Source organism: Amycolatopsis balhimycina FH 1894 (assembly GCF_000384295.1).
In the GTDB taxonomy this organism is placed as follows: domain Bacteria; phylum Actinomycetota; class Actinomycetes; order Mycobacteriales; family Pseudonocardiaceae; genus Amycolatopsis; species Amycolatopsis balhimycina.
On the sequence record NZ_KB913037.1, the window covers coordinates 8,411,488 to 8,436,738 of the forward strand.

Below are 25,251 nucleotides of genomic sequence, written 5' to 3' on the forward strand. Positions count from 1 at the left end.
GGTACCTTCGCCCGAACCGACGAACACAGACCCAACGAACGCATCGAGGAGAAGCGAGAACAGTGAGCGGGAACGAGCAGCCGGTGCAGCTGTGGGGCGGCCGGTTCGCCAGCGGTCCGGCGGAGGCCATGGCCGCGTTGAGCGCGTCGACGCACTTCGACTGGCGTTTGGCGCCCTACGACATCGCCGGGTCCCGCGCGCACGCGCGAGTGCTGTGCAAGGCAGGCCTGCTCACCGAAGACGAGCTGACCGGCATGCTGGCCGCGCTGGACACGCTCGCCCAGGACGTCGCTTCGGGGGAGTTCACCCCCACGATCGCCGACGAGGACGTGCACACGGCCCTCGAACGCGGCCTGCTCGAGCGTGCGGGTACTGACCTCGGCGGCAAGCTGCGGGCCGGCCGGTCGCGCAACGACCAGGTGGCCACGCTCTTCCGGATGTGGCTGCGCGACGCGTCCCGCCGGGTCGTCGCCGGCACGCTCGAGGTCATCGACGCGCTGGTGTCGCAGGCGAAGCGGCACCCGGAGGCGATCCTCCCCGGCCGCACGCACCTGCAGCACGCCCAGCCGGTGCTGCTCGCGCACCACCTGATGGCACACGGCCAGGCCCTGCTGCGCGACGTCTCGCGGCTGCAGGACTGGGACGCCCGTACGGCGGAGTCGCCGTACGGTTCCGGCGCCCTCGCCGGCTCGTCCCTGGGGCTCGACCCCGAGGCCGTCGCGGAGGAACTGGGCTTTGCGACCAGCGTCGAGAACTCCATCGATGGCACCGCTTCGCGCGACTTCGTCGCCGAGTTCGCGTTCGCCGTCGCGATGCTCGCGGTGAACCTGTCCCGGATTGCCGAAGAGGTGATCATCTGGAACACCGCCGAGTTCGGCTACGTGACGCTGGACGACGCCTGGGCCACCGGCAGCTCGATCATGCCGCAGAAGAAGAACCCGGACGTCGCGGAGCTGACCCGCGGCAAGGCGGGCCGGCTGATCGGCAACCTCACCGGCCTGCTGGCCACCCTGAAGGCGCAGCCGCTGGCCTACAACCGCGACCTGCAGGAGGACAAGGAGCCGGTGTTCGACTCGGTCGAGCAGCTCGAGCTCCTGTTCCCGGCGATCGCGGGGATGCTCGAAACGCTCACCTTCCACACCGACCGGCTCGCCGAGCTGGCCCCGGCCGGCTTCACCCTGGCCACGGACATCGCCGAGTGGCTGGTGCGCCAAGGCGTCCCGTTCCGCGTCGCGCACGAGGCGGCGGGGGAGAGCGTCCGCGTCGCCGAGTCCCGTGGCGTCGGCCTGGACGAGCTGACCGACGAGGAGTTCGAGAAGATCAACCCGGCGCTCACCCCGGCCGTCCGCGGTGTTCTCACCGTCGAAGGCTCGGTGAAGTCGCGCAACGCCCGGGGTGGCACGGCACCGGAACGCGTGGCCGAACAGCGCGCGCGGCTGGAAGAGCGGGTCACCGCGGCCCGTCAGTGGCTCAACTGAGGCGAGATTTGCGGAGCTTGGCCCGGACGGCCCGCGTGGCCACCGGGCCGAGCCCGTCGAGGACGTCGACCAGCACGGCCAGCTGCTCCAGCGCGGCGACGGCCTGCTCGGCGCCCTCCGGATCGACCGTGTCGAACAGCGTCAGCCCGAGGAACCCGGTGGACACGGCGTGGGCCAGTCCGTCGGGGTCCGCGAGCTCGGCCAGCGGCGAGCCCTCGAGCACGCGCTCGAGGGCCGTCCGGACTTCGGTGATCCACTTGTCCAGGCCCTCGCGGGTCGCTTCGGCGAGCCGTGCGCTGCCCTGCGCCCCGGCCAGCGTCTGGGCCAGGAGGGCCAGGTTGCCTTCCGCGCGTTCCGCGGTCCGGATTTCCCGGCCGAGCGCCAGCAGATCGCCGACCGTGGCCACGGCGGCGAAGCGGTCGCGGTAGAGGGCGACACGGGCTTCCGTCGCGAGGATGCACGCCTGGGCGACGAGCTCTTCGACGCTGCCGAAGTGGTAGAAGACCAGCGCCTGGTTCGCGCCCGCGGCAGTGGCGACCGACCGTGCCGAGACGGCGGTGATGCCCTGCTGCCGGACGACTTCCAGCACGCCGTCCACGAGCCGCTGCTTCGTGTCCTGCGAACTGGAGTTCCGGCCGGTGCCCATCAGTCCATGACCTTCTCACGAAGCGGCTTGACCGCCCCGCTCACCCCGCCGCCGACGTCGACGTATCGGGCGCTGAAGCTGCCCTCGTAACCGAACACCGGCCCGAAGCGGGGATGGACCACCGCGACCTCGATCCGGAACTGCCCGCTGTCGTCGTCGAACCATTCGTCGACGGTGGCGGTTCCGGTGACGCCCCGCGGCAGGCGCGTTCGCAGCGGGCCCTCCCGGAACCGGAACTCGCCGGAGCGGATCCGGAACCCGCCGTCCGGCCGGACCGACACCGCGAGGTCCACCGCCAGGTGCTGGTGCGTCCCCAGGTAGTCGACGAGCCCGCGCCCGGCGCTGAACACCATCTGGGCGTCGAAGCGCCGGCGCCGTCGCGGGAACTCGAAGGTCCGCACGAAGGACACCGTTTCGCGGCCGTGCCCGTCCACGTACGGATAGTTCTCGATGGTGAACGGCACGTTCCGCCCGCGCTCGGGGAACAGGATGTGCCGCGCCGACCCGAGCCACAGGAACGGCAGGGTGAAGCCGGGGCCGCGCCAGATCCGGTCCATCGCGCCGTGGCCGATCATCCCGCGCCCGTCCGACAGAGCGAGCCGTTCCCGCACCCGGGGGTGCAGTCTCGCGAAATCCGGACCGAGCGTGCGTTCGAAGACGCCGGTCACGACGACGCTCCGGCGGTGACCTGGTCGCGGGGCCGCGTCCGGCCACAGCGGCCGGCCGACGGCGAGGTCAGGGGCTGGTCCTCCGGCGAGACCCCGGTCTCCAGCCAGAGCCGGAGCCGGTCGAACGACCAGGCCGTCATCCAGCCGAACACCGGCCGGAACACCCGGTCGGCCCAGCGCCCGAAGCGTCCCCAGCGGGTGCCGTAGTCGAACCCCGTGACGAAGCGGACGCCGCCCGGGACCGGCGTGTAGCGCCAGAACCCGGCTCCCGTGCTGATCAGCGAAAGCGGGTCGGCGGAAGCGAACCGCAGCACCGAGGTGCGCGAACCGTCCGGCCAGTCCCGGGTGGCCGCGCTCACCCCGACGCCGGCGACGGTGATCCCGAGGAACCGCGAGGCGTAGCGGAAGTGGCCCTCGGGCTCTTCGAGCGGGCTGATTTCGGTGAAGCGGAGATCCCAGCGCCGGTGCAGGGCGGGGTCCTGCGTGTGCTGCCACAGGGTGTCCAGGTCCGTGCGGATCACGGTCTCGACGTAGAGCGCTTTCGGTCGCATCTCTCGGCTCCCCTCAGAGTTTGAGCGACTGCTCAAACAGACTGTAGGGAAGTTTGAGCGATCGCTCAAGGGCTAAGGTGGTCGCGCCAGGCAACCGAGGAGAGGAACCCCGTTTGAGCGGCGACGCAGGCCGGTTGTTCACCCGTGACGAACTGGCGCTGGACCCGGTCGACCTGGCCCACCTGCTGCTCGGCTCGGTCCTGGAGGCCGACGGTCCCGACGGCACCGTCGGCGTCCGGCTGGTCGAGGTCGAGGCCTATCGCGGCGAGGACGATCCGGCGTCGCACTGCTACCGCGGCCGGACCCCACGCAACGCCGTCATGTGGGGCCCGGCGGGGCACCTGTACGTGTACTTCGTCTACGGGATGCACTTCTGCGCGAACATCGTCGGCTCCCACGACGGCGTGGCCGGCGCGGTGCTGCTGCGGGCGGGCGAGGTCGTCACCGGTCTCGACGTCGTCCGCAGGCGGCGGCCGAACGCGCGGGGGACCGGCGAACTCGCCAAGGGCCCGGCCATCCTCACCTCGGTGCTGCGCATCGACCGCGAGCAGAACGGCGCCGACCTGACCGACCCGGCTTCCCCGGTCCGCTTGCACGTGGGCGAACGCGTGCCGGCGGAGCACATCCGGACGGGCCCGCGCGTCGGCGTCGCGATGGCGATGGACACGCCGTGGCGGTTCTGGGTCGACGGCTCGCCGGCCGTGTCCACCTACCGCCGCGGCGGGAAGCGCCGGGTCCGACCCGCCATCTAGTCGGTTGACCTGGTGCGGGAGGATCTACAGGCGTGAGCGAACACATCCTCGACGAGCTGTCCTGGCGCGGCCTGATCGCGCAGTCCACCGACATCGACGCCCTCCGGCGCGAGCTCGACCAGGGGCCCGTCACGCTCTATTGCGGTTTCGACCCGACCGCCCCCAGCCTGCACGCCGGCAACCTGGTCCCGCTGCTCATGCTCAAGCGCTTCCAGCGGGCCGGGCACCGGCCGATCGTGCTGGCCGGCAGCGCGACCGCGATGATCGGCGACCCGCGCGACACCGGTGAGCGCTCGCTGAACAAGGCCGACGTCATCGACGAGTGGGCGGTACGCATCCGCGGCCAGCTCGAGAAGTTCGTCGACTTCGACGGCTCGCCCACCGGGGCGATCGTCGAGAACAACCTCAACTGGACCGGCGAGCAGAACGTCCTGGAGTTCCTGCGCGACGTCGGGAAGCACTTCTCGGTCAACGTCATGCTCAACCGCGACACGGTCCGGCGCCGGCTCGAGGGCGACGGCATGTCCTACGCCGAGTTCAGCTACCTGCTCCTGCAGTCGCAGGACTACCGGCGGCTGTACCGCGAGTACGGCTGCACGCTGCAGGTCGGCGGGTCCGACCAGTGGGTCAACCTCGTCGGCGGGGTGGACCTGATCCGCCGGACCGAGGGCGCGAGCGTGCACGCGGTGACCGCGCCGCTGGTGACCGACTCCGAGGGGCGCAAGTTCGGCAAGTCGACGGGCGGCGGGAGCGTCTGGCTCGACCCGGAGATGACGTCGCCGTACGCCTGGTACCAGTACTTCGTCAATGTGGGTGACGCCGACGTCGTCCGGTACCTGCGGATGTTCACGTTCCTCGGCCAGGAGGAGATCGCCGCGCTGGCCGACGACACCGAACAGCGCCCCCACCTGCGTGCGGCCCAGCGCCGGCTGGCGGAGGAGTTCACCACCCTCGTGCACGGGGAGGAGCAGACCCGGCAGGTGATCGCGGCCAGCCGGGCCCTGTTCGGTGGCGGAGAGCTCCGCGACCTGGACGAACGCACTCTCGACGCGGCGATGGCCGAGGTGCCGAACGGCAAGGTCGACCCGTCGGGCGCGCCGACGATCGTCGACCTGCTGCTCGCCGGGGGGCTGGTGGACAGCAAGGCCGCCGCCCGCCGCGCGGTCAAGGAGGGCGGCGCGTACGTCAACAACGTGAAGGTCGCGGACGAGGAGTGGACGCCGTCGGCGGGCGACGCCCTGCACGGCAAGTGGCTCGTGGTCCGCAAGGGCAAGCGGAACGTCGCCGGCGTCGCGCTCGGCGGCTGACCGGCCCCGAGGCCCGAAACAGGGCCTTGACCTGCGGGAACGCGGTTAAGGTACCCCCCTGTTTCGGGCCCTTCCGAGGGGTGTAAAGTTCTCCAAGTCGCCAGGGAAACCGGGTGGCCGCCGGGACACGAACCAAGCTCTCGCGGACAGCGATTGAGTGGGTGTCCCACCAAAAACTGCTAGGAATAACCCGCTTCGGGTGACGCTGGGCCTTGGGTCTGGGGTTGGTCGTGGTGTGTTGCTTGAGAACTCAACAGTGTGCTAGTGAACTAAGCCAGTAGAGCTTATGTTTTGAAACCTCGTATGAGGTTCCTTTGAGAGCATTAATTTGCCTCGATTAAACTGTTCATTGTTGGAGAGTTTGATCCTGGCTCAGGACGAACGCTGGCGGCGTGCTTAACACATGCAAGTCGAACGCTGATCCGCTTTCGGGTGGTGATGAGTGGCGAACGGGTGAGTAACACGTGGGTAATCTGCCCTGCACTCTGGGATAAGCCTTGGAAACGGGGTCTAATACCGGATATCACAACTTCTCGCATGGGGGGTTGTTGAAAGTTCTGGCGGTGCAGGATGAACCCGCGGCCTATCAGCTTGTTGGTGGGGTAGTGGCCTACCAAGGCGACGACGGGTAGCCGGCCTGAGAGGGTGACCGGCCACACTGGGACTGAGACACGACCCAGACTCCTACGGGAGGCAGCAGTGGGGAATATTGCACAATGGGCGAAAGCCTGATGCAGCGACGCCGCGTGAGGGATGACGGCCTTCGGGTTGTAAACCTCTTTCGCCAGGGACGAAGCGCAAGTGACGGTACCTGGATAAGAAGCACCGGCTAACTACGTGCCAGCAGCCGCGGTAATACGTAGGGTGCGAGCGTTGTCCGGATTTATTGGGCGTAAAGAGCTCGTAGGCGGTTTGTCGCGTCGGCCGTGAAATCTCCACGCTTAACGTGGAGCGTGCGGTCGATACGGGCAGACTTGAGTTCGGTAGGGGAGACTGGAATTCCTGGTGTAGCGGTGAAATGCGCAGATATCAGGAGGAACACCGGTGGCGAAGGCGGGTCTCTGGGCCGATACTGACGCTGAGGAGCGAAAGCGTGGGGAGCGAACAGGATTAGATACCCTGGTAGTCCACGCTGTAAACGGTGGGTGCTAGGTGTGGGCGACATCCACGTTGTCCGTGCCGTAGCTAACGCATTAAGCACCCCGCCTGGGGAGTACGGCCGCAAGGCTAAAACTCAAAGGAATTGACGGGGGCCCGCACAAGCGGCGGAGCATGTGGATTAATTCGATGCAACGCGAAGAACCTTACCTGGGCTTGACATGCGCCAGACATCCTCAGAGATGGGGCTTCCCTTGTGGTTGGTGTACAGGTGGTGCATGGCTGTCGTCAGCTCGTGTCGTGAGATGTTGGGTTAAGTCCCGCAACGAGCGCAACCCTTATCCTACGTTGCCAGCGCGTTATGGCGGGGACTCGTGGGAGACTGCCGGGGTCAACTCGGAGGAAGGTGGGGATGACGTCAAGTCATCATGCCCCTTATGTCCAGGGCTTCACACATGCTACAATGGCTGGTACAGAGGGCTGCGATACCGCGAGGTGGAGCGAATCCCTTAAAGCCGGTCTCAGTTCGGATCGCAGTCTGCAACTCGACTGCGTGAAGTCGGAGTCGCTAGTAATCGCAGATCAGCAACGCTGCGGTGAATACGTTCCCGGGCCTTGTACACACCGCCCGTCACGTCATGAAAGTCGGTAACACCCGAAGCCCATGGCCCAACCTCGTAAGGGGAGGGAGTGGTCGAAGGTGGGACTGGCGATTGGGACGAAGTCGTAACAAGGTAGCCGTACCGGAAGGTGCGGCTGGATCACCTCCTTTCTAAGGAGCACAACACATCCATCAGGCCGGGATACCCGGATCAACCTGGTGGGGTGGCTGGGACTCAAGTGCCGAATGTGTGCTTGTTCCGGTTGCTCAAGGAATCGTGGAACTACTGGTTATGGCTCACCGCGGTTGTGATACCGCCGGCTAGTACTGCGGAGCTTGCTTCGCGTGGAACCCCGGTCGTGGAGCTGGGTGGTGGGTTGTTCGCTGTGCACACTGTTGGGTCCTGAGGCAACACGCCTCAGGGCTTACACAGCCCTGAAACGTAGTTTGTTTCTGGTGTGGTGTTTGAGAACTGTAGAGTGGATGCGAGCATCTTTGTGGTCAAGTTGTTAAGGGCACATGGTGGATGTCTTGGCTTCAGGAGCCGATGAAGGACGTAGGAGGCTGCGATAAGCCTCGGGGAGCTGTCAACCGAGCTGTGATCCGAGGATTTCCGAATGGGGAAACCCAGCACCAGTGATGTGGTGTTACCCGCACCTGAATATATAGGGTGTGTGGAGGGAACGCGGGGAAGTGAAACATCTCAGTACCCGCAGGAAGAGAAAACAACCGTGATTCCGTGAGTAGTGGCGAGCGAAAGCGGAAGAGGCTAAACCGATTGCATGTGATACCTGTCAGGGGTTGTGTGGTCGGTGTTGTGGGACCCGCCTTGAGGAGACTGACATCTCTTCGGGTTGTTGTGCTGGTTAGTGGAACCGCTTGGGATGGCGGGCCGGAGTGGGTGAGAGCCCCGTACGCGAAAACCAGTTTCAAGGACCTTGGTGGTGTTCCCGAGTAGCAGCGAGCTCGTGGAATTTGCTGTGAATCTGCCGGGACCACCCGGTAAGCCTAAATACTTCCTGAAGACCGATAGCGGACTAGTACCGTGAGGGAAAGATGAAAAGTACCCCGGGAGGGGAGTGAAAGAGTACCTGAAACCGTGTGCCTACAAGCCGTCAGAGCCTGCTTTGTTGGGTGATGGCGTGCCTTTTGAAGAATGAGCCTGCGAGTTAGTGCTGCGTGGCGAGGTTAACCCGTGTGGGGTAGCCGTAGCGAAAGCGAGTCTGAATAGGGCGTCTGTAGTCGCGTGGTCTAGACCCGAAGCGGAGTGATCTACCCATGGCCAGGGTGAAGCGACGGTAAGACGTCGTGGAGGCCCGAACCCACTTAGGTTGAAAACTGAGGGGATGAGCTGTGGGTAGGGGTGAAAGGCCAATCAAACTCCGTGATAGCTGGTTCTCCCCGAAATGCATTTAGGTGCAGCGTCGTATGTTTCTCCACGGGGGTAGAGCTACTGGATGGTCTAGGGGCCTTACCGGGTTACCGAAATCAACCAAACTCCGAATACCGTGGTGTTAGAGTACGGCAGTGAGACGGCGGGGGATAAGCTTCGTCGTCGAGAGGGAAACAGCCCAGAACACCAGCTAAGGCCCCTAAGTGTGTGCTCAGTGGGAAAGGATGTGGGATTGCCCAGACAACCAGGAGGTTGGCTTAGAAGCAGCCACCCTTGAAAGAGTGCGTAATAGCTCACTGGTCAAGTGGTCCTGCGCCGACAATGTAGCGGGGCTTAAGCACACCGCCGAAGCTGTGTCATTCATGCAATACATCGGCTTGGACTCTTGAAGTCCTTGTCTAGTGGTGTGGATGGGTAGGGGAGCGTCCTGCATCCGGGGAAGCGGCGGCGGAAGCCAGTCGTGGAGGGTGTGGGAGTGAGAATGCAGGCATGAGTAGCGAATGCAGAGTGAGAAACTCTGCCGCCGGATGACCAAGGGTTCCTGGGCCAGGCTAATCCGCCCAGGGTAAGTCGGGACCTAAGGCGAGGCCGACAGGCGTAGTCGATGGACAACGGGTTGATATTCCCGTACCCGAGCATGTGCGCCCATGACGAGGCGTTTGATACTAACCACCCAAAGCCATGAGCTGAAGTCTTCGGATGGAGGTTTGTGTGTGGAGCGTGGGATCTGATTTCGTAGTAGTCAAGCGATGGGGTGACGCAGGAAGGTAGCTCCGCCAGGCGATGGTTGTCCTGGTGTAAGCGTGTAGGCCGGAACATAGGCAAATCCGTGTTTCATGAGGCTGAGACGTGATGCGTAGCCGTTTGAGGTGAAGTAGAGTGATCCTATGCTGCCGAGAAAAGCCTCTAGTGAGTGCATGCACGGCCCGTACCCCAAACCAACACAGGTGGTCAGGTAGAGAATACCAAGGCGATCGGGTGAACTGTGGTTAAGGAACTCGGCAAAATGCCCCCGTAACTTCGGGAGAAGGGGGGCCAAACATCCTGAAGTCCTTTACGGGCTAGGGGTGGGTGGCCGCAGAGACCAGCGGAAAGCGACTGTTTACTAAAAACACAGGTCCATGCGAAGTCGCAAGACGATGTATATGGACTGACGCCTGCCCGGTGCTGGAACGTTAAGAGGACCGGTTAATCCCTTCGGGGGTGAAGCTGAGAATTTAAGCGCCAGTAAACGGCGGTGGTAACTATAACCATCCTAAGGTAGCGAAATTCCTTGTCGGGTAAGTTCCGACCTGCACGAATGGCGTAACGACTTTCCGGCTGTCTCAACCACAGGCCCGGCGAAATTGCACTACGAGTAAAGATGCTCGTTACGCGCGGCAGGACGGAAAGACCCCGGGACCTTTACTATAGTTTGGTATTGGTTTTCGGTTCGGCTTGTGTAGGATAGGTGGGAGACTGTGAAGCGGCAACGCTAGTTGTTGTGGAGTCGTTGTTGAAATACCACTCTGGTCGAATTGGGAATCTGAACCTCGGGCCATGATCTGGTTCAGGGACAGTGCCTGATGGGTAGTTTAACTGGGGCGGTTGCCTCCTAAAGAGTAACGGAGGCGCCCAAAGGTTCCCTCAGCCTGGTTGGCAATCAGGTGTTGAGTGCAAGTGCACAAGGGAGCTTGACTGTGAGACAGACATGTCGAGCAGGGACGAAAGTCGGGACTAGTGATCCGGCACCTCCTGGTGGAAGGGGTGTCGCTCAACGGATAAAAGGTACCCCGGGGATAACAGGCTGATCTTGCCCAAGAGTCCATATCGACGGCATGGTTTGGCACCTCGATGTCGGCTCGTCGCATCCTGGGGCCGGAGTAGGTCCCAAGGGTTGGGCTGTTCGCCCATTAAAGCGGCACGCGAGCTGGGTTTAGAACGTCGTGAGACAGTTCGGTCCCTATCCGCCGCGCGCGTAGGATACTTGAGGAAGGCTGTCCCTAGTACGAGAGGACCGGGACGGACGAACCTCTGGTGTGCCAGTTGTTCTGCCAAGGGCATGGCTGGTTGGCCACGTTCGGAAGGGATAACCGCTGAAGGCATCTAAGCGGGAAGCCTGTTCCAAGATGAGGTATCCCACCCCTTTGTGGGTTAAGGCCCCCAACAGACCATTGGGTTGATAGGCCAGAAATGGAAGCACAGTAATGTGTTGTCGAGTTGACTGGTACTAATAGGCCGAGGACTTGCCTACGAAGATGTTGCGCATCCACTCTACGGTTCTGAAACACCACCCCAGAGGGTGTGTTGTTTCGGAGTGTTTCGGTGGTTTTAGCGTCAGGGAAACGCCCGGTCCCATTCCGAACCCGGAAGCTAAGCCTGACAGCGCCGATGGTACTGCAACCGAAGGGTTGTGGGAGAGTAGGACACCGCCGAACTTATTTTACGAAAGGCCCCGGTCGAGAACCTCACGGTTCTCCCGGGGCCTTTCGCTATTCCCGGGCCGGCCGCCGGAGCAGGTACGTGTCCATGATCCAGCCGTGCCGCTCCCGCGCCTCCGCCCGCACCTCGCGGATCTGCGCCGCCAACGCCGGGGTGAGCGGGCCGGAAAGCAGGATCTCGTCGGGCGTGCCGACGTAGGCGCCCCAGAAGATGTGCAGGCCGTCCGTCGTGAACCGGTCGAACGTCGTGTGGGCGTCGAGCAGCACGAACACGTCGTCGACACCGTCGGGCCAGCCCGTCGCCAGCCGGCGGCCGGTGGTCAGCTGGACCGCGCGGCCGATCTGGTTCATCGTCGTCCGGTGCCGGGCCACCAGCGCCGAGATGCTGCTGATGCCCGGGACGACCTCGTACTCGAACTCCACTTTCCCCCGGGCCAGCACCGCCTCGATCAGCGCGATCGTGCTGTCGTACAGCGACGGGTCGCCCCACACCAGGAAGGCGCCGGCTTCGGAAGACCCCAGCTCCGAGCGGATCAGCTCCTCGTACACGGCGGCGCGTGCCGCGTGCCAGTCGGCGACCGCGGCCCGGTAGTCCGCCGGGGTCCGGTCGCGGGGCGGGTCCTCCGCCAGCACCACCCGGTACCCCGGGCGCGTCACGAACCGGTCGAGGATCTCCTGGCGCAACCGGACCAGGTCGCTCTTCTCCGCCCCCTTGTCGAGCACGAAGAACACGTCGACGTGGTTGAGCCGGTCGATGGCCTGCACCGTCAGGTGCTCGGGGTCGCCGGCACCGATCCCGATCGCGTAGATCTTCCGCATGCCGCGAGTGTGCCGGGGGCGATGCGTGAACCCCTACCCCCGATGGGTATAAAGGAGGGAGAGCGAAAGGAGCGGGAGATGGCCGAAGCGACCTACACCGTCGAGGGCATGACCTGCGGGCACTGCGCCACCTCGGTCCGCGAGGAGGTCTCCGAACTGGACGGTGTCCGGCAGGTGGACGTCGACGTCGAGAGCGGCCGCGTGACCGTGACCAGCGACGCCCCGCTGACTGCCGACGCGGTCGCCGCCGCCGTCACCGAGGCCGGCTACCGCCTGGTCGCGTGAGCTCCGCCGAGGTGGCCACCGCGGCCCGCGTCGAGCTCGCCATCGGCGGGATGACGTGCGCGTCCTGCGCGGCCCGTGTCGAGCGGAAGCTCAACAAGGTCGACGGCGTGACCGCGACGGTCAACTACGCCACCGAAAAAGCGCAGGTCAGCTACCCGGGCGGGCTGTCGGTCGACGACCTCAAGGCCGTCGTCGAAGCCGCCGGTTACTCGGCACGGCTGCCCGAGCCCGAAGCGCCGGATGACACGCGCGAGCTGCGCAAACGTTTGCTCGTCTCCGCGGCCCTCACGGTGCCGCTCGTCGTCGTCGCGATGGTCCCGGCCTGGCAGTTCGCGGCCTGGCCGTGGGTGTCGCTCGCCCTCGCCGCCCCCGTCGTGACCTGGGGCGCGTGGCCGTTCCACCGCGCCGCCGCGGTCAACCTGCGCCACGCCACCGCCACGATGGACACGCTGATCTCGCTCGGCGTCGTCGCTTCCGTGGCCTGGTCGCTGTACGCGCTCCTCTTCGGGATGGCCGGCCACCACGACCTGTACTTCGAAGTGGCCGCCGCGGTCACCACGTTCATCCTGGCCGGCCGCTACTTCGAGACGCGGTCGAAGCGCCGGGCCGGCGCCGCCCTCCGCGCGCTCATGGACCTCGGCGCGAAGGACGTCACAGTGCTCCGCGACGGCGAAGAGCACCTCGTCCCGATCAAGGATCTGCAGGTCGGCGCCGTCTTCGTGGCCCGGCCCGGCGAGAAGATCGCCACCGACGGCGTGGTCACCGACGGCGGTTCCGCGGTCGACACCAGCCTGCTCACCGGCGAGTCGGTCCCGGTCGAGGTCGGACCCGGTGACGCCGTAACCGGCGCCACCGTCAACGTCGGCGGGCGGCTGCTCGTGCGCGCCACGCGGGTCGGCGCGGACACGCGGCTGGCGCAGATGGCGCGGCTCGTCGAAGCCGCCCAGAACGGCAAGGCCGAGGTCCAGCGGCTCGCCGACCGGGTCTCGGCGGTGTTCGTCCCGGCGGTCGTCTTCGCCGCGCTGGCGACGCTCGCCGGCTGGCTGGCGACCGGTGGCACGGCGGACGCGGCGTTCACCGCGGCCGTCGCCGTGCTGATCATCGCCTGCCCGTGCGCGCTCGGCCTCGCGACGCCGACGGCGCTGCTGGTCGGCACCGGCCGCGGCGCGCAGCTGGGCATCCTCATCAAGGGCCCCGAGGTGCTCGAGTCCACCCGGCGCGTCGACACCGTCGTGCTCGACAAGACGGGCACCGTCACCACCGGCCGGATGGCGCTCGTCGAGGGCGACGGTGAGGTGCTCCGGCTCGCGGGCGCCGTCGAGGCCGCTTCCGAGCACCCGATCGGCCGCGCGATCGCCGACGCGGCCCGGGAGCGCTTCGGCGCGTTGCCCGCCGTCACCGGCTTCCGCAGCACTCCGGGGCGCGGAGTCACCGGGGTGGTCGAGGGCCGCACCGTGAGCGTGGGCCGGGCGGACGCCGCCGGCACCGACGTGACCACGGTCGGGGTGACCTGGGACGGCGAGCTGCGCGGGACGCTGGCCGTCGCCGACGCGATCAAGCCGACGTCCGCGCGGGCCGTCGCCGAATTGCGGCAACTCGGCCTGGAGCCGATCCTGCTGACCGGCGACAGCGCGGGCGTGGCGCGGGCGATCGCCGCCGAAGCCGGGATCGACGAGGTCGTCGCCGAGGTGCTGCCCGAGGACAAGGTCGACGTCGTCAAGCGGCTGCAGGCGCAGGGCCGCGTGGTGGCGATGGTCGGCGACGGCGTCAACGACGCGGCCGCGCTCGCCCAGGCCGACCTGGGCCTGGCGATGGGCACGGGCGCCGACGCGGCCATCGAAGCCGGCGACCTGACGCTGGTGCGGGGCGACCTGCGGGCCGCGGCCGACGCGATCCGGCTGGCCCGCCGCACCCTCGCCACGATCAAGGGGAACCTGTTCTGGGCGTTCGCCTACAACGTGGCGGCGCTGCCACTCGCGGCGCTCGGCCTGCTCGACCCGATGATCGCGGGCGCGGCGATGGCGTGCTCGTCGGCCTTCGTGGTGAGCAACAGCCTGCGGCTGCGCCGGTTCCGCTGACGGCCCTCCCGATACGTGGGGTGGGTATACTCGGCCGCAAGGATGCCGATGACGGGGACAGGTGGGCGATGACGGGTTACGGCGGTGAGCGGGAGGCCTATCTGAAGCGCCTGCGCCGGATCGAGGGCCAGATCCGCGGGCTGCAGCGCATGGTCGAGCAGGACAAGTACTGCATCGACATCCTGACCCAGGTCTCCGCGGCGACGAAGGCGCTGCAGTCGTTCTCGCTGGAACTGCTCGACGAGCACCTGGCCACCTGCGTCGTCCAGGCGGCCGCCGCGGGCGGCGAGGAAGCCGACCTGAAGGTCCGGGAAGCCTCGGACGCGATCGCGCGGCTGGTGCGTTCCTAGCGGACCAGCACGGCCAGGGTGAGGCCGCCCGCGTTCGTCGTGAAGTGCACGATCACCGACGCGAGCACACCCCGGCCGAGGTGGCGCCACCAGTGCAGGAAAATCCCGGCGACGCCCGCCGCGGCCATCGCCAGCACCTGCAGCACCACCGCCGGCGTCGAGCCGAACACGGCGTGCACGGCGGCGTTGCGGCCGATGGCGAGCGCCGGCAGCGCGTGCCAGAGCCCGAACAGGGCGGCCGAGCACAGGATCGGCGGCCAGCGCCACCGCTCGTCGTCCGCGCCGAACAGGCCGGGCAGCACCCCGCGGAACGCGACCTCCTCGATCAGCACCGTCCCGAACAGGATCCGGCCGCAGGTCAGCCACAGCAGCTGCCCGAAGTCCGGGTCGCCGACGCGGCCGTCCTGGTAGACCGTGCGCAGCGACGGCACGGCCAGCGCGATCCCGAACACGACCGCCACCGAAGCGGCGCCGGCCAAGCCGGCGAGTGCGGGGCGCCGGAGCTGGCTCAGCCCCAGGTCCGGCCACGAGCACCCGGCCGCCCGGCCCAGCATGACCAGCACGAGTGCCGCCACCAGCCCGCACACCGGGTACGCCCAGCCGGGCAACACGCGGTTGGCCAGCGTGGTCGACGCGGCGAGCGTCACGACCGCGGCGACCAGCGCGAACACCCGCCGCGGCGGGAACAGCGCGGCCTCGGTCAACGCGTGGCCCCGGCGCAGTCACCACGTGGGCCGCCGAACGTCATGAACGACTCTTTCCTGCCTCCGGACGAGGTGAACGAGTCGTTCACGACATCGTGACCTGCGCCGATGCCGTGGCGCTGGGCAGGGTCAACCTACCGCGTCGGTGAGATCGTCCGCGGGTGAGCGTCGCTGGATCGGCACTCTTTTCGACATCGGCAGGGTGGCTTCCGGGTCGAAGGGTGCCGGGCGGTCGTCGAGGACGACGGCCGCCTCGGCCAGCAAGGCCCGGCAACCGGTCAGGCTCGCGTGGAGCTTGTCGCGGACCTCCGTGAGGGCCGTGACCTCGCGTTGCGCCGCCTCGACCAGGGATTCGCCGTGCCGGGTGGCGTCGGTGACCAGCTGCCCGGCCTTCTCCCGGGCCGAGGCCAGCTCGGTTTCCGCGGTCGTGACCAGGGTTTCGCCGCGTTGCCTCGCCTCGGCGACCAGCTGGTCGGCCTTCGCCTGGGCGGCCGCTGCCTGCTCGGCCAGTTCGCGCATCGCGTCGGCGCGGCGCACCGTCATGGCGCGGGTGTGGTCCTCTTCCAGCTGGGCACGGCGGTGTGCCGCGGCCTCGTCGAGCTGCCGGCGGCGCTGCTCGGCCGCACGCAGGAATTCTTCGTGCTCGGCGCGCTGTCGCTCGCGTTCGGCCTCCACCTCGGCGACGAGCCGGCGTTCCTTCTCCGTGAGCCGGACGGCCTCCGCCTCGGCATCCCGGCGGATCCGCTCCGCGGTTTCCGTTGCCCGCGTGGTGATTTCGGTCGCTTCCTCGCGGGTGAGCTCGATCATCCGGCGCGAGCGTTCCTGCAGCGCGTCCGCCGGGATCGGGGTCATGCTGATGCGGTCGATCTTCGCGCGCAGCTCGTGGTTCTCCTCGGCGAGCGCGGTCTCGCGCCGCCGGGCGGAGTCCCGCTCGTCGGTGAGTCTGCGGATCTCGGCCTCGGCCCACGCGACGTAGTCCGCGACCTGTGCGCGGTGAAAACCGCGCCACGCCAGGTCGAATCCGGGCAACGCGAGCGCCACGTCCTCGCCACCGCCGGGGGCCATGCCTCACCTCCGAATTGGATGGTTTCTCCTCGGCCGCGCGTTTTCCTTGCGACACCGGGGATTTCCGTGTGCACCCCAGTGTGCCGCAAACCCGCCTCCGCGCGCTGCCCGGGCGGGCGATCATTCGTCGAGCGGTTCCCCGAGACCGGTGGACGTGCTCCGGACGCCGGTCAGCTCGGCGAGTTCGGCGGCCAGGTCGTAAAGATCACCGCGGCCGTCGAGGCGCAGCGTCACGACCGCGATTCGTTGTCCCTCCTCGGAAAGGGACTCGCGGTCGACCTCCACGTGGTGCACCGCCCACCTGCGGCCGGTGCACACGGCCAGCGCCGCGCGCAGCACGCCGTGGCCGTCGAGGTAGCTCAGCTCCCGGCGCACGAAGATCAGCCCGCCCGCCGATGAAGCCGATCCCGGAGACGATCTGGGCGGCGATCCGCGACGGGTCGAGCGAGACGTGCTCGGCTGTGCGTGCGCAGCCCGGCGGGCAAGCGGGAAGAACCGCCGGGGCCGTCACCTGGGCATACTGGGCCGGACGCACCGATCGTGCCAGGCGAGGGAGACACGTGACAGCGAGCGGGCCGGTTCCGGACTTCGTGGCCTACCGCGCCGTGCGCCGTGGCGTCCGCGCCTTGCTCGGGGGACGGCCCGGCGCGGGGGCCGGCCGGGTTCCGGCGTGTCCGGAATGGACCGTCACGGACCTGCTCGGCCACCTCACGGTGATCGCCGGGCGGGTGCTGGAGCGCCACGGCGGTCACCCGGCGGCGCCGGCCGGGACCGCGGGGGTGCCGGAGCTGCTCGATCACTGGGACGACGTCGGCGAGGAGCTCGACCGGCGGCTCGAGGTCGCGGGCGGGCGCAGTGGCGCGGTGATGGTGATGGACGCCTACACCCACGAGCTGGACCTGTGCGCCGCTCTCGGCGTCGCACCGCCGGAGGCACACGCGGCCCGGGCGCCGAGCTTCGCAGTGCTGGTCCGCGGGTTGTCGGGGTCGATCGCGGCCCACGGTCTGCCGGCCTTGCGGCTGCGCACGACGGCGGGTGAGGAGTGGGCGGCGGGCGATGGCCGTCCGGCGGCAACCGTGACGGCGCCCGCCCACGACCTGTACCGCGCACTGGCCGGACGCCGGTCTCCGGCCCAGCTCGCGGCCCTGGACTGGAGCGCGGCGCCCGAGCCGTGGCTGCCCGCGTTCAGCTGGGGGCCGTTCACACCGCCCTCCCAGCCGGGCGTGTGACCGGGGCTTCAAGTCCGTGAATGGCACATTCACGGACTTCAAGTCCCTCGATGTGCCATTCACGGACTTCCCGTGCCGGGGCTCAGCCGCCCGGCGGGGTCACCGTGAGGAGCGCCGCCAGGGCGAGCACCACGACGCTGAGCAGCACCTCCACCGCCACGGCCTGGCGCAGGCGGCGCAGGTCCGCCGTCATCGTCTTCGTCGCCCCTTCCGCCGGTGCCGCGGTCAGGCTGCGGCGCACCGCCCGGCGGGAGCGGCTCGCCACCGCCAGCAGCACTGCGAAGCCCGCGATCTTCAGCAGCACCAGCAGGCCGAACCGGGTCGTCCAGAGCGTCGGCAGCGACGGCATGATGCGCAGCGCCAGCACGACGCCGCTGAGCGCGATCGCCGTCACCGCTCCGGCCGCGACGCGGGAAAAGCGCGTCGCCACCGGGGCCAGGTCCTCGCCGGGCGTCGGGCGGTACAGGCAGAGGGCCAGCTGGGCCAGGCCGCCCGCCCAGACGGCGATCGCGCCGAAGTGCACCAGGTCCGCCGAGACCGAAACGAACATGATCGGGTCGGTGACCGGGTGGCCGGTGGCCGAGAACGTCAGCAGCACCAGGAAGCCGGTGACCATGGCCAGGTTTTCGTAGCGGGAACGCAGCCGGTCCGGCAGCTCCGGCCGCAGCAGCCGGGGCACCAGCAGCGCCAGTACCGCCACCGCGGCCAGCCGGAGCAGCAGCAGTTTCCCGTAGGCGACGCGCAGCGTGTCCGCCACCAGCCCGGTGTCGAACACCGCTTCGAGGTTCCGCCCGGCCGCGTACGGGCCTTGCAGCACGAACGCCGCCACGGCGGTCGCCGCGACGAGGCCGGCGCCCCAGCGCAGCAGCCGCCGGGCGCGGGGGTCGGTGCGCGCCGCCGGGCGGCACAGCACCACGAACGCCAGCCCGCCGAGCAGCACGACGCCGAGATAGGCCAGCCAGCGCACCCCCGTCGACACGGCGTTGACGGCCGCGTCGGTGCCGGTCGCCGCTGACACCGCGCCCGCCGATGTCACCAGCGGTCCGGTGCCCACCACGAACGCGAAGGTGCCCCGTACCGGGTGGGAGTCGGCCGAGACGAAGGCGTATTCGACCAGGTAGCTGCCGGCCGGCAGGTCCGGCTTCAGCCGCACCGCGAGCTGCTCGGCGGCGTCGCCGGGCTGGAACACCGGCCCGGTGTCGACCTGCGTGCCGGCGAGGTCGACGACCTTGATCGACCCGGGCTGGATACCGATGTTCTCCGACAGGGTGACCGATACCAGGGGCGGCGCCGCACTCAGGCGGGCGCCGTCCCCCGGGGTCGACGAGACGATCTCGACGTGGGCCGAAGCCGGAACGGCGCCGAGCACCAGCCAGCCCAGGATGAAGGCCAGCAGGGCCGGCACCCGCCTCACGACGCGGCGAGGGCGGCCTTCGGCAGCCCGCAGACGCAGCCGGTCAGCTCGTGCTCGGCGACCGAGGCGCGCCGGTGCAGGACCACCGCGACGATCATCGGGATGGTGACGATCGTGTTGTAGAACAGGTGCAGCTCCACCCGCGGCACGAGCAGCTGGATGATGCTGGTCGGCACCTTCTGCCCGGCCAGCCGCCAGCCGGACTGCGCCTGGATGAACAGCAGCAGGTGCTCGATGTGGTGCCAGAACTGGATGGCCAGCGCCAGGTTCCACCACTGCCGCGACCGGCCGGCGAAGCCGTGCCGCAGGATCCACAGGAACACCAGCATCACGAGCGCGTAGCCGTAGTGCAGCCACTCCTGCGAAATGAGCCACGGGAACGGCACCCCGAGCACTCCGCGCGCCCGGGAGGTGGGCCACCCGAGCCCGTAGATCTGGATGGCCTGGACGATGTGCTCGGCCCAGTGCGCGAGCACGATCACCATGAACACGGCGAGGGCCCGGTTGTGGTACTTCCCGTTGAGCGTCCCCAGGAAGCCGGCCGGCCGAACGAACTCGGAGGTCGACATGCAGTGCCCCTTCTCGAAGGACCGAATCTCGGCTTTTCGACGATAAAGGCCCCGGCGAGGTGATCCGTTACTCCGGATTGCCCATTTCAGCGGGGCCGACCGCCGGGCCGGCCGGCCCTTCAGGCGCGGCCGGCCCGGTGCCCGAGGCGGGTTCAGTGCAGGGTGAGGCCGTCGAAGAGCTCCGGCTTCGGCGGGATCCGGAACAGCTTGGTGAACAGCTCCAGGTGCGCGAACGCGCCTTCGATCCGCACCCGGCCCGACGCCATCGCCTCGGCCGCGGTCAGGTTGCCGTTGACCAGGTCGATCAGCTCCGGCCCCTGCGGCTCGATGACGATGTCGGCGGCCGGGTGGTCCCCGCTGCTCACCTTCAGCGTCCCGTCGTCGATCATGGCGTGGATGATCAGCGAGTCGCTGTGGCGCAGCACGTACGTCACGTGCACGCCGCGCGCCGCCTCCTCCTGGAACGTCGTGTAGAGCGAGAGGATGGCGGCGTCGGTGGTGAAGACGTCGTCGTCCTTCGGGTAGCCGAGCGAACGCGCGCCCCACAGCCCGAGGTCCAGCATGATGTGGTCGAGCTCGCTGCCGTACTCGGTGAGCTCGTAGACCAGGCCGGCGTCGAGCTGCGGCAGCACGCGGCGGCGGATGACGCCGGTCTGCTCCAGCTCGTTGAGCCGGGAGGACAGGATGCTCGCCGGGATGCGGGGCAAGCCGCGCTGGAGGTCCGTGAACCGCTTCGGGCCGAGCATCAGGTCCCGGATGACGAGCATGGACCAGCGCTCGCCGATGATCTCGAGAGCACGCGCCAGGCCGCAGAACTGTCCGTAGGTGCGTGTGGTCGTCATACTCGGTCCTCACTGTGGGTCGCCATCGGACGGGCGCGCACGCCCGTGGGGTGCCGCGCTCGGGTTCCAGGTTGACGACCCGCTCGGCCACCGGGCCAGTGCGGTGTGCATGCCTTCGCTGTGGATTTCACCGGAAATTCCGTGTGTTTCGCATACCCGGGCAGGTGTGCCGCGCACTGGCCGCAGGTCCCGCCGCCGGAGAAGAATCCGATTTCTCGGATCGCGCGCACCGACGGCAGGAGTTGACATGAGCGGATCGGCCGTGCAGCCCGCCTTCCACCCGCCGGCCTCGACGTCGGCCACGCGGGGCCGGGTGCTCGCCTTCAAGCGGCACCTGCGCGCCGAAGTCAGTCACGGGAACGGTGCCTACCTGTTCTCCGAACGCGGGGTCATCGCCATGCGGGGCGCCCGCATCGAATCGCTCGCGCCGCTGCTGGACGGGACGTGGGAACTGGCCGACGTGCTCGGCGCGCGGCCGGACGGGATGGCGCCCGAGGAGGTCGCGGCGCTGGTGGCCCAGCTCGTCGAGGCGGGCTTGGTGGCCGTGCGGGACGCGGCCGGGCCCGAGGCCGACGAGCGGGAGCTCGCCTACTGGGACGCGTGCGGCATCGACGCCGGCGGGGTCGCGACCGGCGACACCCGCGGCACCGTCCGGCTGGTCGCGGTCGGCGAGGACGTCGACACCCGGCCGGTCGAGCAGGCGCTCACGGGCGCGGCACTCGACGTCGTCGGTGGGACCGGCGGGTCCGACCTGAGCGTGGTGCTGTGCACCGACTACCTCGACCCGCGGCTGGGCGAAGTCGACGCCGAGCACCGCCGCACCGGACGGCCGTGGCTGCTGGCGCGCCCGTTCGGTGCCCAGGTCTGGATCGGGCCGGTGCTGCGGCCGGCCGAGTCGGCGTGCTGGCAGTGCCTGACCAACCGGCTGTGGGCCCACCGGCACGCCGAGGCGTGCGCCCAGGAGGTCCTCGGCCACGCCGGCCCCGCGCGTCACCCCGCCGCCGCGCTGCCGCCGCTCACCGCGGCGGCGGCCCACCTGGTGGCGCTGGAGGCCAGCAAGTGGCTGGCCGGCTACCGGCATCGCGGCCAGGACAGCGTCTGGGTGCTCGACACCCTGAACCTGCAGGGCGAGCTGCACGAGCTGCGCCGCCGCCCGCAGTGCCCCGGCTGCGGGGACGCCACGCTCGTGACCACGCGGTCCGCCCGGCCGATCGAGCTGCGGGAGGCCCGCAAGGCCACCTCGGCCGGCGGGGGACACCGCACCGCGACGCCGGCGCAGATGCTCGAGCGGTACCGGCACCTCGTCAGCCCGGTCACCGGGATCGTGAAGGCGGTCCGGCCCGACCCGGCGGCGCCGCCGTTCGTCAACGCCTACCGGTCGGGGACGAACATCGCCCGTGCCGTCACCGGGGTCCTCGGGCTGCAGGCCGGGCTGCGCGGCGAGAACGGCGGCAAGGGCGTCAGCCCCCTCGACGCCGAGGTCGGTGCGCTCTGCGAGGCGGCGGAGCGCTTCTCCGGCAACTTCCAGGGTGACGAACTGCGGATCCGGGCGTCGTTCGACGAGCTCGGCGCGGAGGCGGTCCACCCCAACGACTGCATGCTGTTCGCCGGGCGGCAGTACCGGGAGCGCGCGGCCTGGAACTCGGCACACGGACTGTTCCAGCACGTCGGGGAGCCCTTCGACACCTCGGCCGTGATCGACTGGACCCCGGTGTGGACGCTGGCGGGCCGTCGACGGCTCCTGCCGACCGGGTTCCTGTACTACGGCGCGCCCACCGGCTGCGGGATCCGGGGCCTGCGCCCGGACTCCAACGGCGCGGCGGCCGGCAGCAGCCTCGAGGACGCGATCCTGCAAGGCGCTCTCGAGCTCGTCGAACGGGACGCCGTCGCGTTGTGGTGGTACAACCGGACGCCCGTGCCGGGGATGGACCTCGCCTCCTTCGGCGACCCGTGGCTGGAGGAGATGATCGGCGGCTACGCGGGAATCGGCCGCGAGCTGTGGGCCCTCGACGTGACGTCGGACCTCGGCGTCCCGGTGGTCGTGGCGCTCTCGCGGCGCACCGACGGGCCGTACGAGCACATCATCTTCGGCTTCGGGGCCCACCTCGACCCGCGGATCGCGCTCCGCCGCGCGGTCACCGAGCTGAACCAGATGATCCCGGACGTGCTCCACTTCGGACACGAGCTCGACGACCCGGACGGGGCCCGCTGGCTCGAGTACGCGACGGTGGCCGGCCAGCCCTACCTCCGGCCCGCCGCGGGCGTGCGGATGCGCGTCCCGGCGGACTTCCGGTTCGTCCACCGCCCGGACGTGCGCGACGACGTGCTGGCGCTGGGCCGCACGCTGGCGGCAGCGGGCACGGAGCTGCTCGTGCTCGACCAGACCCGGCCCGACGTGGGGATCCCGGTGGTCAAGGTGCTCGCGCCGGGCCTGCGGCCGTTCTGGGCCCGCTACGCGCCCGGGCGCCTGTTCGACGTCCCGGTGCGGCTCGGCAGGCTCGCCGAGCCGACGCGCTACGAGCGCCTCAACCCGTTCCCCATCTTCCTCTAGCACCCTGGAGTGACCGGAAGAGCACTTCACCCCCTGTGTAGGAGCCCGTGTTGACCGCCGACAGCCCGGACGGACGCGCCGAAACGATCCGGTTGCTGTCCCTGACCGAGGACACCCTGCTCGAAGCCGGGGACGACGGGTCGCTCGTCGCCATCACGTGGTGGGGGGAGTACGAGTTCCCCGGCACGCCCGAGGACGTCCGCGCGTCCCTCGACCGGATGGCGCTCGGCCCGGTGACCATGGCCAACCTGGCCGTGACGGGCCGGGACGAGTCGCGGGTGTCGCTGCGGAAGGTGCTCAACCGGCTCTCCGGCTCGGTGGTGCACTCCCTCGCGCTCAACGACGGCCAGGGGCCGCTGCTCTCGGCGATCCCGGTGACGCAGAACCCCGCGTTCCCGGTCGGCCCGCTGCCGGCGGCGCGGCGCGTCCGGCTCTCGCGGTTCACGTCGCTGCGCGCCGACGGTGGCACGCTGCTGGCCGAGTCGCCGGGAGCGCGGTACAAGGTCGCCTTGACCAGCTCGCCGGCCGTGGTGATCGCGTCGTCGCTGGCCGCGCCGAAAACCGTCGACGAGCTGGCCACGACGGCCGGCGTGCCGCAGGCCGTCGTGGCCGACGTCGTGTCCTTCCTGGTTGCCGCGGGGGTGGTGCTGCTCGCGCGGCCGGACGGCGGGTTCGCCGAGTCCGGCGGTTCCCAGGTCACCGTCTGGTCGCCGGACGACCTGCTGTTCCACACCCGCAGCCGGACCTGGCAGAAGGGGGCGGCGCCGGATCCGGAGGCGGCCCCCGGGGTGCGCAAGCCGCCCGTGGTCAAGCAGGTCACCGCCGGGCCGACGTTCCCGTTGTACCGGCCGGATCCGGCCGTGCTGGCGGCGCGGGACCCGTCGCTGACCAGCCTGCTCGAGCGCGACCACACCTGCCCGGAGTTCAGCGAGCGCGTCCTGCCGGCGCGGCAGCTCGGCGAGTTCCTGTTCCGGGCGGCCCGCGTCCGCTCGGTGGGGCCGGCGCACCTGCCCGGCGCCCCGGCGCACGAAGCGTCGCAGCGGCCGTACTTCAGCGTCGCCTGCCTGTACGAACTCGAGATCTACGTCGGCATCAACCGCTGCGACGACCTGACCCGCGGGATCTACCACTACGATCCGATGTGGCACACGCTCACCCTGATCAGCGACGACCTCCCGGTCCTCGACAGCCTGCTGGACATGGCGATGGTCGCCGCGGGCGGGCACGCCCGGCCGTCGGCGCTGCTGACGATGACGGCCCGCATGTCGCGGATCGCCTGGGCGCTCGGCGGGGCGGCGTACGCCACGACGCTGGTCCACGTCGGAGCGCTCCAGCAGGTGTTCTCCCTGGCCGCGAAGGCCATGGGGCTGACCGCGCACGCCGTGCCCGTCGACGCCGGCGACCGCGTCGACCGGGCGTTGAAGCTGGAGTGGCCCGCCGAGGTCAGCGTCGGCGAATGCGTGCTGAACTTGCCTGGGTGAGCCTGTGGCGCGAGCGCCCGGCCGCCTGCGGATACGGCGGGGCCGCGGAACCTCGCCTACCGCGTGGAGGCCCTCGGCGGCGAGCCGGCGGTGGGGGTGCGGCCGGACGGGACGCACCGGCTGTGCGCGGTCGTCCCGCTGGAGGCGCCGGCCTGGTGAACCTTGCCCGGAGCGGTCACAGCCATTCGGCTTCGGTGGCGATCCGGATCGCGTGGACCCGGTTGCGCGCGTTGAGCTTCGTCACCGACGCGGCCAGGTAGTTGCGGACCGTTCCCGGGGAGAGGAACAGGTCCGCGGCGATGTCGGCCACGTTGCGGCCGCGGGCGGCCAGCGAGAGGATCTCCAGCTCGCGGGGGGTGAGCGGGCAGTCGTCGGCTTCCCAGGCGGACAGGGCGAGTTCGCTGTCGATGACCCGGCGGCCGACGGCCACCGAGCGGACCGCGTTCGCCAGCTTGTCCGAAGGCGCGTCCTTCAGCAGGAATCCGTTGACCTTGGCGTCCAGCGCGCGGCGGACGGTGCCCGGACGGCCGAGGCTGGTGAGGATGAGGGTGTGGCATTGCGGCAGGTTTTCGTGGATTTCGGCCGCCGCCGTCAGACCGTCCTTGCCGGGCAGGTCGATGTCGATGACGGCGACGTCCGGATGGGCCGCCTTCGCCGCGGGCAGGATCTCGTCACCGGAATCGACTTCCGCGACCACTTCGATGTCGGATTCGAGGTTGAGCAACGCGACGAGTGCGCCGCGGACCATATCCATGTCCTCGGCCAGCAAAACTCTGATCACGGTGTGGCCTCACTTCCCCCAGCCGGACGTCTCCCCGTGAGAATGATACGCCACCGGATCCGGCGCACAGCGCATTCGGTGCCCGGGCGGGAGCGCTCCCGGGCCCCGCCGGAAGGCAATTCCCGCCACCCGGAAGGCCGTCGATCGGGCGCCGTCCCCACGACGCCCG

At 69.0% G+C, this 25,251-nt stretch carries 20 protein-coding genes and 3 rRNA genes; 12 read left to right on the forward strand and 11 right to left on the reverse strand.

The features are described from left to right. The first annotated feature begins 62 nt into the window (after positions 1-62). The gene (gene argH / locus A3CE_RS0138660) at positions 63-1,478 is read left to right on the forward strand and encodes an argininosuccinate lyase (protein ID WP_020645470.1); all 1,416 of its coding nucleotides are present in this window, start codon (positions 63-65) and stop codon (positions 1,476-1,478) included. Here the strand turns inward: argH and A3CE_RS0138665 are convergent. Genes A3CE_RS0138665 through A3CE_RS0138675 form a run of 3 tightly spaced genes read right to left on the reverse strand, consistent with a single transcriptional unit; the run spans position 1,471 to position 3,343 of the window. Next, a complete protein-coding gene (locus A3CE_RS0138665; RefSeq protein WP_020645471.1) occupies positions 1,471-2,124 on the reverse strand; it encodes a TetR/AcrR family transcriptional regulator in 654 nt (217 codons plus the stop codon). The genes argH and A3CE_RS0138665 overlap by 8 nt on opposite strands. Beyond that, the gene (locus A3CE_RS0138670; RefSeq protein ID WP_020645472.1) at positions 2,124-2,792 is read right to left on the reverse strand and encodes a DUF4166 domain-containing protein; all 669 of its coding nucleotides are present in this window, start codon (positions 2,790-2,792) and stop codon (positions 2,124-2,126) included. The genes A3CE_RS0138665 and A3CE_RS0138670 overlap by 1 nt, the downstream gene beginning before the upstream one ends. Continuing rightward, positions 2,789-3,343 carry a hypothetical protein gene (locus tag A3CE_RS0138675; RefSeq protein WP_020645473.1) on the reverse strand — a complete coding sequence of 185 codons (555 nt, stop codon included), beginning with the start codon at positions 3,341-3,343 and terminating at the stop codon, positions 2,789-2,791. The genes A3CE_RS0138670 and A3CE_RS0138675 overlap by 4 nt, the downstream gene beginning before the upstream one ends. Before the next feature lie 113 nt (positions 3,344-3,456). Between A3CE_RS0138675 and A3CE_RS0138680 the strand changes: the two genes are divergently transcribed. The 5 genes from A3CE_RS0138680 to rrf all read left to right on the forward strand — a co-directional run bounded on the left by A3CE_RS0138680 (position 3,457) and on the right by rrf (position 10,911). Continuing rightward, complete coding sequence (locus A3CE_RS0138680) at positions 3,457-4,095, forward strand: DNA-3-methyladenine glycosylase (protein ID WP_020645474.1); 639 nt, start codon at positions 3,457-3,459, stop codon at positions 4,093-4,095. Positions 4,096-4,127: 32 nt separating this feature from the next. Continuing rightward, entirely contained in the window at positions 4,128-5,402 is a 1,275-nt protein-coding gene (gene tyrS, locus A3CE_RS0138685; RefSeq protein ID WP_020645475.1) for a tyrosine--tRNA ligase, read from the forward strand. A 349-nt stretch (positions 5,403-5,751) separates the two neighbouring features. After that, a 16S ribosomal RNA gene (locus A3CE_RS0138690) occupies positions 5,752-7,272 on the forward strand. 328 nt (positions 7,273-7,600) lie between these two features. Further along, a 23S ribosomal RNA gene (locus A3CE_RS0138695) occupies positions 7,601-10,727 on the forward strand. Positions 10,728-10,794: 67 nt separating this feature from the next. Then, positions 10,795-10,911: ribosomal RNA gene (gene rrf, locus A3CE_RS0138700) — 5S ribosomal RNA — on the forward strand. Together the 16S, 23S and 5S rRNA genes form the textbook arrangement of a ribosomal RNA operon. A 54-nt stretch (positions 10,912-10,965) precedes the next feature. Here the strand turns inward: rrf and cobF are convergent. Then, on the reverse strand, positions 10,966-11,733 hold the full coding sequence (cobF, locus tag A3CE_RS0138705; protein WP_020645476.1) for a precorrin-6A synthase (deacetylating): 768 nt from the start codon (positions 11,731-11,733) through the stop codon (positions 10,966-10,968). A gap of 78 nt (positions 11,734-11,811) precedes the next feature. Between cobF and A3CE_RS0138710 the strand changes: the two genes are divergently transcribed. The 3 genes from A3CE_RS0138710 (at position 11,812) to A3CE_RS0138720 (ending at position 14,446) form a co-directional block, all read left to right on the forward strand. Continuing rightward, positions 11,812-12,018, forward strand: coding sequence for a heavy-metal-associated domain-containing protein (locus A3CE_RS0138710; protein ID WP_020645477.1), 207 nt, complete (start codon positions 11,812-11,814; stop codon positions 12,016-12,018). Further along, entirely contained in the window at positions 12,015-14,096 is a 2,082-nt protein-coding gene (locus A3CE_RS0138715) for a heavy metal translocating P-type ATPase (protein WP_020645478.1), read from the forward strand. The genes A3CE_RS0138710 and A3CE_RS0138715 overlap by 4 nt, the downstream gene beginning before the upstream one ends. A 68-nt stretch (positions 14,097-14,164) precedes the next feature. Continuing rightward, positions 14,165-14,446, forward strand: coding sequence for a metal-sensitive transcriptional regulator (locus A3CE_RS0138720; protein WP_013228661.1), 282 nt, complete (start codon positions 14,165-14,167; stop codon positions 14,444-14,446). On the opposite strand, the gene A3CE_RS0138725 is transcribed toward A3CE_RS0138720, so the two are convergent. The 3 genes from A3CE_RS0138725 to A3CE_RS0138735 all read right to left on the reverse strand — a co-directional run bounded on the left by A3CE_RS0138725 (position 14,443) and on the right by A3CE_RS0138735 (position 16,590). Then, positions 14,443-15,150, reverse strand: coding sequence for a CPBP family intramembrane glutamic endopeptidase (locus tag A3CE_RS0138725; RefSeq protein WP_020645479.1), 708 nt, complete (start codon positions 15,148-15,150; stop codon positions 14,443-14,445). The genes A3CE_RS0138720 and A3CE_RS0138725 overlap by 4 nt on opposite strands. A 129-nt stretch (positions 15,151-15,279) precedes the next feature. Beyond that, positions 15,280-16,215 (reverse strand): coiled-coil domain-containing protein, encoded by a 936-nt coding sequence (locus tag A3CE_RS0138730; protein ID WP_020645480.1) that lies wholly within the window; start codon positions 16,213-16,215, stop codon positions 15,280-15,282. Positions 16,216-16,335: 120 nt separating this feature from the next. Next, complete coding sequence (locus A3CE_RS0138735; protein ID WP_020645481.1) at positions 16,336-16,590, reverse strand: hypothetical protein; 255 nt, start codon at positions 16,588-16,590, stop codon at positions 16,336-16,338. Positions 16,591-16,775: 185 nt separating this feature from the next. Here A3CE_RS0138735 and A3CE_RS0138740 point away from each other — a divergent pair, with 185 nt between their 5' ends. Then, positions 16,776-17,444 (forward strand): maleylpyruvate isomerase family mycothiol-dependent enzyme, encoded by a 669-nt coding sequence (locus A3CE_RS0138740; RefSeq protein ID WP_020645482.1) that lies wholly within the window; start codon positions 16,776-16,778, stop codon positions 17,442-17,444. A gap of 82 nt (positions 17,445-17,526) precedes the next feature. Here the strand turns inward: A3CE_RS0138740 and A3CE_RS0138745 are convergent, their stop codons facing one another. The 3 genes from A3CE_RS0138745 to A3CE_RS0138755 all read right to left on the reverse strand — a co-directional run bounded on the left by A3CE_RS0138745 (position 17,527) and on the right by A3CE_RS0138755 (position 20,269). Continuing rightward, on the reverse strand, positions 17,527-18,849 hold the full coding sequence (locus A3CE_RS0138745; RefSeq protein WP_020645483.1) for a copper resistance CopC/CopD family protein: 1,323 nt from the start codon (positions 18,847-18,849) through the stop codon (positions 17,527-17,529). Between the two features lie 5 nt (positions 18,850-18,854). Next, entirely contained in the window at positions 18,855-19,427 is a 573-nt protein-coding gene (locus tag A3CE_RS0138750; protein WP_020645484.1) for a hypothetical protein, read from the reverse strand. A gap of 152 nt (positions 19,428-19,579) precedes the next feature. Continuing rightward, positions 19,580-20,269 (reverse strand): winged helix-turn-helix transcriptional regulator, encoded by a 690-nt coding sequence (locus tag A3CE_RS0138755; protein ID WP_020645485.1) that lies wholly within the window; start codon positions 20,267-20,269, stop codon positions 19,580-19,582. Between the two features lie 247 nt (positions 20,270-20,516). Between A3CE_RS0138755 and A3CE_RS0138760 the strand changes: the two genes are divergently transcribed. Further along, on the forward strand, positions 20,517-22,820 hold the full coding sequence (locus tag A3CE_RS0138760) for a TOMM precursor leader peptide-binding protein (protein WP_020645486.1): 2,304 nt from the start codon (positions 20,517-20,519) through the stop codon (positions 22,818-22,820). 50 nt (positions 22,821-22,870) lie between these two features. Continuing rightward, positions 22,871-24,301: a SagB/ThcOx family dehydrogenase gene (locus A3CE_RS0138765; RefSeq protein WP_020645487.1), complete on the forward strand. Its 1,431-nt coding sequence runs from the start codon at positions 22,871-22,873 to the stop codon at positions 24,299-24,301. Between the two features lie 175 nt (positions 24,302-24,476). On the opposite strand, the gene A3CE_RS0138775 is transcribed toward A3CE_RS0138765, so the two are convergent. Further along, a complete protein-coding gene (locus tag A3CE_RS0138775) occupies positions 24,477-25,082 on the reverse strand; it encodes a response regulator transcription factor (protein WP_026469283.1) in 606 nt (201 codons plus the stop codon). Positions 25,083-25,251 lie beyond the last annotated feature (169 nt).

Bases quoted from the DNA above. Each gene is read 5' to 3' on its own strand.
- A3CE_RS0138665 (WP_020645471.1), bottom strand. From the start codon at position 2,124: ATGGGCACCGGCCGGAACTCCAGTTCGCAGGACACGAAGCAGCGGCTC.
- A3CE_RS0138675 (WP_020645473.1), bottom strand. From the start codon at position 3,343: ATGCGACCGAAAGCGCTCTACGTCGAGACCGTGATCCGCACGGACCTG.
- cobF (WP_020645476.1), bottom strand. From the start codon at position 11,733: ATGCGGAAGATCTACGCGATCGGGATCGGTGCCGGCGACCCCGAGCAC.
- A3CE_RS0138710 (WP_020645477.1), top strand. From the start codon at position 11,812: ATGGCCGAAGCGACCTACACCGTCGAGGGCATGACCTGCGGGCACTGC.
- A3CE_RS0138720 (WP_013228661.1), top strand. From the start codon at position 14,165: ATGACGGGTTACGGCGGTGAGCGGGAGGCCTATCTGAAGCGCCTGCGC.
- A3CE_RS0138730 (WP_020645480.1), bottom strand. From the start codon at position 16,215: ATGGCCCCCGGCGGTGGCGAGGACGTGGCGCTCGCGTTGCCCGGATTC.
- A3CE_RS0138750 (WP_020645484.1), bottom strand. From the start codon at position 19,427: ATGTCGACCTCCGAGTTCGTTCGGCCGGCCGGCTTCCTGGGGACGCTC.
- A3CE_RS0138755 (WP_020645485.1), bottom strand. From the start codon at position 20,269: ATGACGACCACACGCACCTACGGACAGTTCTGCGGCCTGGCGCGTGCT.
- A3CE_RS0138760 (WP_020645486.1), top strand. From the start codon at position 20,517: ATGAGCGGATCGGCCGTGCAGCCCGCCTTCCACCCGCCGGCCTCGACG.